Origin of the sequence: Actinospica sp. (genome assembly GCF_035552695.1) — a bacterium.
Taxonomy (GTDB): domain Bacteria; phylum Actinomycetota; class Actinomycetes; order Streptomycetales; family Catenulisporaceae; genus Actinospica.
This window is the reverse complement of sequence record NZ_DASZKT010000276.1, coordinates 92819-104340: the sequence shown is the minus strand read 5'-3', so window position 1 is coordinate 104340 and position 11522 is coordinate 92819. Positions and strand designations below refer to the sequence as shown.

Annotated in this window: 12 protein-coding genes; 7 read left to right on the top strand and 5 right to left on the bottom strand. The window is 70.0% G+C overall.

Annotation, left to right across the window (positions count from 1 at the left end):
* The first annotated feature begins 10 nt into the window (after nucleotides 1-10).
* On the top strand, nucleotides 11-238 hold the full coding sequence (locus tag VG296_RS31850) for a ferredoxin (protein ID WP_325572227.1): 228 nt from the start codon (nucleotides 11-13) through the stop codon (nucleotides 236-238).
* A 25-nt stretch (nucleotides 239-263) separates the two neighbouring features.
* On the opposite strand, the gene VG296_RS31845 is transcribed toward VG296_RS31850, so the two are convergent.
* Together VG296_RS31845 and VG296_RS31840 are read right to left on the bottom strand one after the other, a co-directional pair.
* Nucleotides 264-938, bottom strand: a complete 675-nt coding sequence (locus VG296_RS31845; protein WP_325572226.1) for a hypothetical protein — start codon at nucleotides 936-938, stop codon at nucleotides 264-266.
* A gap of 83 nt (nucleotides 939-1021) precedes the next feature.
* Entirely contained in the window at nucleotides 1022-2332 is a 1311-nt protein-coding gene (locus VG296_RS31840) for an ROK family protein (RefSeq protein WP_325572225.1), read from the bottom strand.
* A gap of 182 nt (nucleotides 2333-2514) precedes the next feature.
* Between VG296_RS31840 and VG296_RS31835 the strand changes: the two genes are divergently transcribed.
* From VG296_RS31835 to VG296_RS31810, 6 genes are all read left to right on the top strand, one after another.
* The gene (locus VG296_RS31835) at nucleotides 2515-4095 is read left to right on the top strand and encodes an MFS transporter (protein WP_325572224.1); all 1581 of its coding nucleotides are present in this window, start codon (nucleotides 2515-2517) and stop codon (nucleotides 4093-4095) included.
* A gap of 81 nt (nucleotides 4096-4176) precedes the next feature.
* Nucleotides 4177-5952, top strand: coding sequence for a tannase/feruloyl esterase family alpha/beta hydrolase (locus VG296_RS31830; RefSeq protein WP_325572223.1), 1776 nt, complete (start codon nucleotides 4177-4179; stop codon nucleotides 5950-5952).
* A gap of 113 nt (nucleotides 5953-6065) precedes the next feature.
* Nucleotides 6066-6812, top strand: coding sequence for a PIG-L deacetylase family protein (locus VG296_RS31825; protein ID WP_325572222.1), 747 nt, complete (start codon nucleotides 6066-6068; stop codon nucleotides 6810-6812).
* Nucleotides 6809-7504 (top strand): 4-carboxy-4-hydroxy-2-oxoadipate aldolase/oxaloacetate decarboxylase, encoded by a 696-nt coding sequence (locus tag VG296_RS31820; RefSeq protein WP_325572221.1) that lies wholly within the window; start codon nucleotides 6809-6811, stop codon nucleotides 7502-7504. The genes VG296_RS31825 and VG296_RS31820 overlap by 4 nt, the downstream gene beginning before the upstream one ends.
* Nucleotides 7497-8522, top strand: a complete 1026-nt coding sequence (locus VG296_RS31815) for a PrpF domain-containing protein (protein WP_325572220.1) — start codon at nucleotides 7497-7499, stop codon at nucleotides 8520-8522. The genes VG296_RS31820 and VG296_RS31815 overlap by 8 nt, the downstream gene beginning before the upstream one ends.
* A 27-nt stretch (nucleotides 8523-8549) precedes the next feature.
* Nucleotides 8550-9503 carry a VOC family protein gene (locus VG296_RS31810; protein ID WP_325572219.1) on the top strand — a complete coding sequence of 318 codons (954 nt, stop codon included), beginning with the start codon at nucleotides 8550-8552 and terminating at the stop codon, nucleotides 9501-9503.
* Between the two features lie 42 nt (nucleotides 9504-9545).
* Here the strand turns inward: VG296_RS31810 and VG296_RS31805 are convergent, their stop codons facing one another.
* The 3 genes from VG296_RS31805 to VG296_RS31795 all read right to left on the bottom strand — a co-directional run bounded on the left by VG296_RS31805 (nucleotide 9546) and on the right by VG296_RS31795 (nucleotide 11485).
* Nucleotides 9546-10109, bottom strand: coding sequence for a DUF1062 domain-containing protein (locus VG296_RS31805; protein ID WP_325572218.1), 564 nt, complete (start codon nucleotides 10107-10109; stop codon nucleotides 9546-9548).
* 189 nt (nucleotides 10110-10298) lie between these two features.
* Nucleotides 10299-11039, bottom strand: coding sequence for a VOC family protein (locus VG296_RS31800; protein ID WP_325572217.1), 741 nt, complete (start codon nucleotides 11037-11039; stop codon nucleotides 10299-10301).
* A gap of 53 nt (nucleotides 11040-11092) precedes the next feature.
* Nucleotides 11093-11485 carry a cupredoxin domain-containing protein gene (locus tag VG296_RS31795; RefSeq protein WP_325572216.1) on the bottom strand — a complete coding sequence of 131 codons (393 nt, stop codon included), beginning with the start codon at nucleotides 11483-11485 and terminating at the stop codon, nucleotides 11093-11095.
* Nucleotides 11486-11522: the final 37 nt, after the last annotated feature.

Genomic DNA, 11522 nt, shown 5'->3' with positions numbered 1-11522 from the left:
AGGGTGTCTGATGCGAAACAACGCTGCAGCGGACCTGGCTGTGGACTGGGCCGCCTGCCAGGGGCACGGCCTGTGCGCCGAACTGCTCCCTGACCACATCACGCTCGACGACTGGGGTTATCCGATCGTCTCCGGACCGGTCTCCGCGGCGGCCGCGAAACGGGCGCGCCGGGCGGTGGTCGACTGCCCCGCGCTGGCGCTCAAGCTGAGGGCCGCGGATCGGGTCGGCGGCTCGTGAAGACGGATGGTGGCCACGCGCGAGATCACCAGCCGCTCGAATTCTCCAATTGCACGCTGAGCTGGCCCCGGGCGAGGCCGACGTTCACGCACTCCTGGTGCCGATCCAGCAGCACGCCCTCGGTGCGGCAACTGGTGCCGCTCTGCCATCCGCGGGCCACCGCGTGCGCATCGAGTTCCGCGATGATCGTGGCTTGGTCCTGCCCTTGGGCGCCCGCGACATCGATCTCCCGGAGACACAGAACCGTAGATCCGCCGCTGCAGTGCTCGTCCAAGTTGTCGACGACGGTCAAGCCGGACGGCAGCGGAAGTATGTCCGACGCGGGCGGCGTCGTGGACGGCAGCCCGTTGACGCCGTACACGAGCGCGGCGCCGACCGCGGCCAGCGTGGTCACGCCGCAGAACGCGTAGCACAGCACCAGGCCGGCCGTGGTCCGCCGACCGGCATTGTGTCGGCGGTGGCTCACCGGTGGGTGGGCGTTCGAAACCACGCCGACGAGCAGCGTCGCCGACGTCGCGAGCGCCAGCAGGACGAGCAGCGTCACGCGGGCGCCAGGGAATATCCAGTGTGCGGCCACCGATATCTCGCCCAGGAGCAGGGCGGCCAACACTCCGGCGATCTTCCAGCCCAGGGCCCGTGCGCGCACGGTCAATGCCCAGCACGGTAATGCCAGGCCGAGAAACACCACGACCACCACCATGAGGGCAACTGTGCCGTACGCGACGCGTCCGTGACGAGAGTCGGAGCGTTACGGCTTTCTCAGCGTTGGGAACGGACGGCCCGTCAGCCGCCGTCCGCATCCACCAGCGGCACGCTCGTCGGGTCGTCGAGGACCGTCTCGCAGCCGTAGCGCAGCGCGCCCCGCAGTGTGGCGTCCTCGCCGAGCAGGTCGGTGCTGATGACCGGCTCGTCGGTGGGTGTGACGGCGCGTCGGCCGGCGAGGTGGCGCAGCACGTTCGGGACGAGCCAGTCCGACCACGCCGCGAGATGCCCGCCGAGCACGACCTGCTCCGGGTCGGCGACGCGGCAGACCGCGGTGAGCGCCGTGGCCAACGCGCGGGCCCCGGTCTCCAGGGCACGCACCGCCGCCGGGTCGCCGCCGCGCAGCCGCCGGTCGAACTCGACCCGGCCCCGCTCGAGGTCCGCGTCGTACTCGTCCGGGTCCAGGCCGGCCGCGACCAGCAGCGCCCGGACACCGAGATAGGTGACGAGGCAGCCGTGGTCGCCGCACTTGCACGCCGGTCCGTCGAACGAGACCGGGATGTGCCCGAACTCTCCGGCCATGCCGTGGCCGCCGGTCTGCACCGAGCCGTCCACCACGAGGCCGCCGCCGATTCCGGTCCGCACGACGCGAAGGTAGGCGAACACCTTCGGGACCCGTCCGGTGCGGTCCACCAGCGCGCGGTACTCGGCGAACGCGGCCATGTTCGCCTCGTTCACGATGCTGATCGGACAGCTCACGGTCGGGTCCTGGGCGCGCACCAGTGAGCGCAGGTCCACCCGCCGCCAGCCGAGCAGGATCGAGTCAGCCACGACCTCGTCCTCCACCACCGCCCCCGGCACGGCGATGACCACGCGCGCGAGCTGCGCCCGCTTCCGGTCTCCCGCGCCGCGGACCTCGTTCCACGCCTCGTGCACGATCTCCGCGATCGCCCGGACGACCGGCCGCGGATCGCCGAACGCGGCGCCGTGCTCCCGCTCGTCCCGCCACAGCACCGCCCCGCTCAGGTCCGTGCCGGCGCTGACCAGCCGAGACTGCGTCACCTGGATCGCGATCGTCAGCACCCTGCCGGGCGCGAGCTCGAGCAGCCGGCGCGGCCTGCCGCGCGCGCCCGAGGAGGCGAGGCCCACCTCGTGCACCAGGCCGCTGCCGATCAGTTCGGCGGTCAGCGCGGTGATCGACGCGTGCACCAGGCCGGTCGCCTCGGCCAGCTCGGTCCGGGCGCACGGGCCGAACGCGGCGATGTGCCGCAGCACCAGGGAGAGGTTGCGGCGGCGTACGTCGGCGGAGCCGGTCGGGCTGTTCACGCCGCCGATTGTGGCCGATCCCGGAGTCCCGGAGGGCGCACCGGGGCCGATCACAATATTTCTCATGTCGAAGAATATAACCCCAGGCTCCGCACCTGCGGCGCAGCGGGCCCTCATCCGGCCTTCAGAATCCGCAGGGCATGTTGCGTAACCGTAATTTTCCGAAGGTTGAAATAAATAGGCGGCCCGCCAATACTCAGTGGCACCGGCAGCCCCCGTGCCGGTCTCACAACGACGTGAAGGACCCCATGACGACGCAAATTCGTGCATCAGGCACCGATGGCGGCGCGCTGCGCGCGGGCACGATCGCCGCCGCCCTGTTCGCCGTCTGCCTCGCGCAGATCGGCCTGGCCATGCCGGCCACGCTCAACGGAACCTTCCAGACGGTCTTCAACCCGACAGGCTCCGAGCTGACCTGGATATCCGACTGCTCACTGCTGCCGATCACCGTGATGGAGCTGACCTTCGGCGTGCTCGGCGACCTGTTCGGCCGCAAGAGACTGCTGATGGGCGGCGCGTTCCTGCTCGCGATCGGCGAGCTGATCTCCGGCAGCGCCCCCGCCTCGAACGTGCACGTGCTCTGGATCGGCCAGATCGTCGCCGGCCTCGGCTGCGCCGCGCTGTTCCCGACCACGCTCGCCATGCTGGTCGCGGGCGAGCGCTCGCACGCCAAGCGCGCCCGGATGATCGCGATCTGGGCGGCGATCCTGTCCACGGGCAACTTCCTGGCCCCGCTGCTCGGCGGCATCACGGCCACGTACTTCAACTGGCGCATCGCGTTCTTCGTCGTGCTCGTGCTCGCCCTCGGCGACATGGTGATCACCGGCTTCGCCGCCCAGGACTCGCGTTCCCCGCAGGGCCGCTCGCTCGACCCGGCCGGTCAGACCACGATCGCGCTCGGCCTGTTCGGGCTGCTGTTCGGCGTGATCCAGGGCACCGCGGACGGCTGGGGCAACGCGATGGTCGTCGCCGCGTTCGTCTTCTCGGCGGTCATGCTCGTCTCGTTCGTCGTCATCGAACTGCGCGTGCCGAACCCGCTGCTGCGCGTGGACCTGTTCAAGAACCGCAACTTCGCGCTCGCCTCCGCGGTCACCGTCGTCGGCATGTTCGCCTTCCTCGGCACCGCCTACGCCATCAGCATCCGGATGGGTCCGATCCAGGGCCAGTCCTCGATGCGCACGGCCGTCGCCTTTCTCCTACTGAGCGGCATCGCGCTGCCGCTGCTGCCGCTGACGCACAAGCTGATGGCCGTGCTCGCGCCGCGCTGGGTGCTCGGCCTCGGCTTCGCGCTGATGGCCGCGGGCAACCTGTGGGCCGGGCAGCTGCCGATCGACGACGCGACGCTGACCGCGATCATCGTGCCGATGGGCCTCGTCGGCATCGGGTTCGCCTTCGCCGTCTCCGCGGTCACCGCGGCCGTCGTGGAGACCGTGCCGCACAGCCTGGCCGGTATGGCGAGCGCCACCACCAGCATGCTGCGCGATTTCGGCTTCACCCTCGGCCCGGCGGTGATCGGCGCCGTCGCCACCGCGAAGGCGACCGGCCTGCTCGGCTCCGGCCTGTCCGGCGCCAACCTGAGCGCCGCGGATTCCGGTCAGGCGCACGGGATCCTGTCCGGCGGCGGCCCGATCGCCGTGCTGCACGCGGACTCGAACACGACGGTCAAGGGCATCGCCCACTCGGCCCTCGGCACCGCGTACGGCCTCGGCTTCACCGTCGCGGGCATCGCGGCGCTGGTCTGCGCGGTCGTCGCCGTCACACTGCTGCGCGGCTCGGCCGAGGAGACCGCCGAGGAGTTCGACCCGGCCGCCGCGGCGGCCGCCGCGTAGCACCCGTCGCGGTCTCCCAGGCCCGGTGCAACGGGCCTGGGAGGTGTCCTCCTGCTCAACGATGTGCACCCAAGGAGAACCTTGAGTACTTTACCCGTGCCTGACCAGGCCCGCGCCCGTCGTCGGCCGACGCTCGCGGCGCTCACCGCCGCGCTGATGCCGGCCGTCGGCCTGTGGGCGAGCGGCTCCGCGGCGGCGAGCGGCTCGACCGCCTCGGCGAGCGCCGTCACCCCGGCGATCAGCTGCTCCAGCGCGAGCAGTATCAATGTGCTGGCGCTGTCCGGCGCCAACACCGAGATCACCTCGGCGACCGCGGTCGCGGCGTCCGCGAATCCGGCCGGCTCGTGGGCCGCCTGCGAGGTACAGGGCATCATCGCCCCGGAAACCCACTTCACCCTCTACTTGCCCACCAGCACCTACGCGGGCGAGTACCTCCAGGAGGGCTGCGGCGGCGGCTGCGGCAGCGTGAACGTCAGCACACCGACCGCCGCCGCGGGCTGCACCCAGTCGACCGACGGCAACTTCGCCGTCGCCGCGGACGACGAGGGCCACGAGGGCGGCGGCTTCAGCGTCATGGCCTTCCAGGACCCGGAGCTGCGTTCCGTGTTCGGTTACGAGTCGGAGCACCAGCTCGCGCTCGCTTCGAAGGCGATCATCAAGGCCTTCTACGGCAGCGCGCCGAAGGACTCGTACTACGACGGCTGCTCGGACGGCGGGCGTGAGGCCCTGATCGAGGCCCAGCGCTATCCGACCGACTTCAACGGCATCGTCGCCGGTTCGCCCGCCTCGATCCAGACCGAGCTCAATGCCTTCGAAGAGGCCTGGAACGCGCAGGCCGACACCGCGTCCGACGGCAGCCCGATCCTGACCTCCGCGGACCTGGCGCCGCTGCACAACGACGTCCTCCAGGCCTGCGGCGGCTCCACCGCCGTCACCCTCGGCTACCTCGCCGATCCGCTGGCCTGCGACTGGAACCCGGCGAGCATCGAGTGCACGTCGGGCCAGACCTCGACGTCGACCGACTTCTGCCTGACGGCGGCTCAGGTCGAGACCGTGGACAAGCTCTACAACGGAGTGCGCGACTCCGGCGGCGACCTGCTCTACCCGGGCTACGAGACCCGCGGCTCGGAGCTCAACTGGTCCGGTTGGATCGTGCCGAGCGGCAACCAGGAGTCCGCGGCCGTCGACGCCAACATCGCGACCACCGCGTGGCAGAGCTGGATCACCCCGACCGGCACTTTCGACGGCACCGCGAACTACATGGACGTCAAGTTCACCAAGGCCGAGTTCGACAAGATCACCTCGGCTGATGACGGCAACCTCGAGGCGACCGACCCGAACCTGACAGCGTTCGAGAAGGCCGGCGGCAAGCTGATCCTGTGGGCCGGTTACGCCGACCCCGCGATCAACCCGGTCGGCACCATCTCGTACTACCAGTCCGTGGTGAAGACCATGGGCGGTCTGAGCGCGACCGAGCAGTTCGCCAAGCTGTACCTGCTGCCCGGCGTCGCGCACTGCGGCGGCGGCCAGGGCCCGTCGAGCATGGACGCGCTCACCGCCGTCACGGGCTGGGTGACGAAGGGCGAGGTGCCTAGCAGCCTGCTGACGAGCGCGACCGACAGCAGCGGGACCGTCACGGCGACCCGTCCGGTCTACGCCTACCCGGACATCGCGGTGGACACCACCGGCGGCTCGATCTATTCGGCCTCCAGCTATACCCCCGAGGTCTCGAAGGCCGAGCAGAACCTGAACGTCTCCTGGCTCGGCAGCTTCCGCTCCGGCTACGAGACGGTCAGCGGCTGGGTGAACGGCCAGTGGGTCACCCGTCCGGCGAACCTGGACTCCGGACAGCGCTAAGGCCCGGTGACCAGGAACCATGACACGCGAGGCGATCAGGGCGAGGGAGATGGCACCGGGCCATCGCCGAGGACGCGGACCGGGAACTGGAGAGAAGGATGAGAGTAAAGAAGATGACACAGGACACGACGCGTGACCAGGGTGCGCTCCTGGTGGTGAGCGCACACGCGGGCGACTTCGTCTGGCGTTCCGCCGGCGCCATCGCGCTGGCCGCCGAGCGCGGGCAGCGGGCGAAGGTGGTCTGCCTGTCCTACGGCGAACGCGGTGAATCCGCGAAGGCGTGGCTGGCCGGGAAGAAGCTCGACGAGATCAAGCAGATCCGCCGAGCCGAGGCCGAGGCCGCCGCCGAGGCGCTCGGAGCCGAGGTCGAGTTCTTCGACGTCGGCGACTACCCGCTGGTGGAGACCCACGAGACCGTGGACCGGCTGGTGCGCGTCTATCGGGAACTGCAGCCCTCGGTCGTGCTCACGCACACCCTCGTCGACCCGTACAACGGAGACCACCCTGCCGCGGCCCGGATGGCCCTCCAGGCGCGGATCCTGGCCCAGGCCATCGGCTATGAGGCCCCCGGCGACCCGCTCGGCGCGCCCCCGGTCTTCTCCTTCGAGCCGCACCAGAGCGAACAGTGCGACTTCAAGCCGAACCTGCTTCTCGACATCACCCCGGTGTGGGAGCGCAAGCAGAAGGCGATGCAGTGCCTGTCCGCGCAGCAGCACATGTGGGACTACTACACGGATCTCGCGAAGCGCCGCGGCGTGCAGCTCAAGCGCAACGCGGGCCCGAACCTCGGCCTCGCGCACGACACCCGGGCCGAAGCCTTTTTCCGGCACTTCCCGCAGACGACCCAGGAGCTGTCGTGAAGAACGTCGTGGTTACCGGCGTCCCGCGTCCGCCGATCGAACAGCTCGACAAGCTCGCGAGCTTCGGCGTGGCGACCGTACACGAAGCGCTCGGTCGCACCGGGTATCTGGGCCCCGAGCTTCGGCCGATCCAGCGGGGCGCGCGGATCGCGGGCAGCGTGGTCACCGCGCTGGTCTGGCCCGGCGACAACCTGATGATCCACGCGGCCGTCGAACAGTGCGCGCCGGGCGACGTGCTGGTCGTCGCTCCCACATCCCCTTGCACTGACGGATATTTCGGCGAGCTGCTGGCCACCTCGCTGGCCGCGCACGGTGTACGCGGCCTGGTCATCGATGCCGGCGTGCGCGACACGGCCGAGCTGCGTGAGATGGGCTTCCCCGTCTGGTCGCGGCACGTCAGTGCGCAGGGCACGGTCAAGGCCACCGCGGGCGCCGTCAACGTCCCGGTCGTCATCGGCGGCCAGACGGTTCACGCCGGTTCGGTGGTTCTGGCCGACGACGACGGCGTTCTCATTTTCCCGGCTCGTGATCTCCCGCACGCCATCGAAGCCGCCAATGCACGCGAGGCCGAGGAACAGGCGACCCGCGAGGCCCTTGCCGCCGGTGGGCTGGGCCTCGATCGCTACAACCTGCGCGCGCTCCTCAAGAACCTCGGTGTCGAGTACGTGACATACGAGGAATACCATGAGTGAGGACTCCGGCATTCCCTGCATCCTGATGCGCGGCGGCACGTCTAAGGGCCCGTACTTCCTCGCGTCCGACCTCCCCTCCGACACGGCCGAGCGCGACGACGTGATCATGCGCGTCATGGGCACCCCCGATCCCCGGCAGATCAACGGGATCGGCGGCGCGCACCCGCTCACCAGCAAGGTTGCCGTCGTGTCGCCGTCATCGGATCCTGATACCGACGTCGACTATCTCTTCCTGCAGGTCGGCGTCGCGGAAGCCTTCGTCACCGACAAGCAGAACTGCGGAAACATGCTCGCCGGGGTCGGGCCCTTTGCCGTGGAGCGCGGCCTGGTCCCGGCGGTGGCCCCGCGAACGAGCGTGCGCATCCACCTCGTCAACACCGGCGAGTCGGCCACCGCTACCTTCTCGACCCCCGACGGAAGCGTCGACTACTGCGCACCGATCCTGCTGTCCTTCGCCTCTCCTGCCGAGATCCTCCCGACCGGCAACGTCGTGGACGTGCTCGACGGCCTCGACGCGACCTGCATCGACAACGGCATGCCGACCGTCGTGCTGCGCGCCGGCGACCTCGGCGTATCCGGGTACGAATCCCCGGCAGAGCTCGAAGCGAACGAGGCGCTGACCACACGGATCGCCGTCATCCGCCAGCAGGCACTTGCCCTGATGGGTATCGGCGACGCCCCGTCCCTCCCCAAGATCTCGCTGCTCGCCCCGCCGCGCGACGGCGGCACCGTGAGCACGCGCACGTTCATCCCCGTGCGCGTCCACGAGGCCATCGGTGTGCTCGGGGCCGTCAGCGTGGCCACCGCGCTGCTGATTCCCGGCGCTGTCGGCGCCGAGTTGGCGCGGCTGCCCGCCGAGCCGCGCGCCCCGCTGCGCCTGGAGCACCCGGCCGGCTCGGTCGACGTCTCGGTCGAGCTCGACCCCGCCGCTGACCGGCCGCGCACCCGCAACGCGGGGCTGGTGCGCACCGCACGCAAGCTCTTCGAGGGCACCGTCTTCCCCCGCCCCGCCGCGTGACCGAACGAAGAACAGGAACCAGCGCCCATGACTCCGTCCGCATTCCACGAGGTCGCACACCTCGGCCACGTCGAACTGCTCACCCCGGAACTCGAGGCGAGCCGGCGATTCTTCACCGAGATCATGGGTCTGCGCGAGTGCGCCCGCGAAGGCGACTCGGTATATCTGCGCACGTACGACGACTACGAGCACCACAGCCTGATCCTCACCGGACACGAGACCTCGGGCATCCGCACGACTGCCCTGCGCACGTGGAGCGCCGAGGCCCTCAAGCGCCGCGTCGCGGCCGTCGAGGAGGCGGGCCACGGCATCGGCTGGCGCGACGGCAAGTTCGGTATCGGCCAGACGTACGCCTTCCGCGACCCCGACGGCCACGAGTTCGAGCTCTACTGGGAATCCGAGCACTATCAGGCCCCTGACGCTTCGCGTCCCGCGCTGAAGAACCAGGCCGAGGCCAAGCCCGGGTACGGCGTCGGCGTGCGGCGGCTCGACCACGTCAACTACCTGGCCGGCGAGGTCGAGCCCAGCGGCGTCTTCCAGCGCGAGGTCCTCGGCGCGCGCACCAGCGAGCAGATCCGGATGAACGACGGCCGGATCAGCGCTCAGTGGCACCACTTCGCCAACAAGTCCTACGACCTCGTCTACACGGAGGACTGGACGGGCAATTGCGGCCGCCTGCACCACATCGCCTTCGCGACCGACACGCGTGAGGAGATCCTGCGCGCCGCCGACGTCTTCCTCGACGCGGGCGTGTTCATCGAGACCGGGCCGCACAAGCACGCGATCCAGCAGACCTTCTTCCTGTACGTCTACGAACCCGGCGGCAACCGGATCGAGCTGTGCAACCCCGTCTCCCGCCTGCTGCTCGCACCCGACTGGGAGACGGTGACCTGGACGGAGGCCGAGCGTGCGAAGGGCCAGGCCTGGGGCCTGAAGACCATCGAGTCCTTCCACACGCACGGCACTCCGCCGATCGCCTAGGCAGTCGCTCACGCGAACGCTCGGACGAGCGCTCAGGCAAGATCATCCGATGGTGAACTCGAAGTCCTGATGCGCCTTCGCGTCCACGGCCATCGGCAGGCGGAGGCGGCCCTCCGCGACCATGCGTCGTACGGCGCCGCGGCTCAGGCCGAGCCCGAGCATGAGCAGCCGTTCGACGCGGATCGGCGCGGGCAGCTCGAAGCCGATCAGTACCTTGAGCAGCGTCGCGTCGTCGGGGGAGTAGAACGGCATGTCCGTCTCGAGCGTCCAGGCGCCGGTCCAGTCGAGGCGGTATCCGTGATTCGAGGCGAGTGACGCGCTCATCGTCAGTTCGCGCACCACGGCCGGGTCGTTCACCTCGTACGCCAACCGGCGCGCGGGATCCATCGACTGCACGTGCACGCGTTCGTGCACGGGCACCTTCGACGTCCGCCCGCAGGCCGCGCAGCAGATCAGCAGCCAGACGTCGAGGAGCTTGCCGTTCGCGTTCATCCGAATCTTGCCGGACGGATGATGACGAGTGCTGGAGCAGTCCACGCACGGCCGCACGATTGCGGGCAGGCCGGACTCGCGCACGGCCCAAAGGGCCTTGCGGTCAGTATTCATGGATGTGTGAGATTTCAGGCTTGGATCGAAACGATGCACACGCGGGCGCGATCGCGGACGCGGAGCCGGGTCGACAGGCTCAGAGTTCGATCGCGCGACAAGTCACTGCTGGTACGTGGCAGGTTTTACAGATCCATGCGCCTCATCGTGGCCGAGGCGGCAACCGCCGGGCAACCGATTTTCAGCCGGTTACTTCAGCGAGCCGGTCCGCGGCTCGCGGGCGGTGAGGCAGTAGCGGGCGCCGGACGGGTCGCGCATCACGATCCAGTGCGGGCCCTCGGCCTCGAACGTGGCGCCGAGCTTCTCGTGCGCGCTACGCGTGGCCGCGCGGTCCTGGCAGGCGAAGTCGAGGTGGGCGTCCCCGGGACGGGTCGGCGAGTCGAGGCGCTGAAGCAGGATGCGCACGGGCACGTCGGACCTCGGCGGCTTGACCACGCGGAACTCCGGATGCACGCCGCCGAGCACCGGCCAGCCGGTCAGCCCACCCCAGAACTCGGCCGCGGCCTCGAACCGGTCAGGCGCGATGTCGAGGCAGACCTGGTCCAGCCGCGTGCCCTCGAAGACGTCCGGCCGCCGGGCCTCGCCGTGCCAGCGGACCGCGCAGAACAGGTGGCCCGAGGGCGCCGCGAGCACCACCAGGTCACCTTCGTCCAGTACGACGCTCGCACCGAGTTCGACGGCCCGGGACGCCAGCGCCTGGACGTCCTCGACGGCGAGATCGAGGTGCGCGCCGCCGGGCCCCTCGTCGACGCCCTGGATCTTGACGCAGGCATCGCGGTGCGACCGTACCGGAGGCGCCAGCGTGGCGAACTCGCCGCCCGGTCCGCGTCTCGTCGACAACGACGTCCCCGTGGCCGCCGTCCAGAACGCCGCGGCCTGCTCGAAGCGCTCCTTCGGCCGGTCGATGAACGCGTAGACCCAACGGATCATGCTCGGCTCTCCGTTCCCCTGGTGAGTCGAGCGTACCGCTGTCCCGTCGCGGCCTAGCTGACAGTCAGCGTCCCGTGCATGTACGTGTGGATCGTGCAGATGTAGGCGTAGGTGCCCGCCTTGCTGGGCGCGGTGAAGGTGACCGTGGCGCCCGAGCCGATGTCGCCGGTGTCGAACGCGACCGGCGACGAGGTCGACGTGAGCGTGTGCGTGACGGAGTCCCCGTTGGTGACCGTCACCTTCGTGCCCGGAGCGACGGTCAAGGTCGCGGGGCTGAAGCTGAAGTTCTTGATCATGACGGTGTCCGCCGAGGCCGCCGTGGCGCTGCCGGCCGAGGTGCCGGCGGCGGTGGCGGCCGGGGTGCCGGACGACGAGCCGGAGGTGCTGGACGAGCAGCCGGCGAGCAGCAGGGCCGAGGCGACCAGGGTCACGGCCAGACGGCGCATCGGGACCTCCGAGAAGTGGGTGCGAGATGTCGTCTCC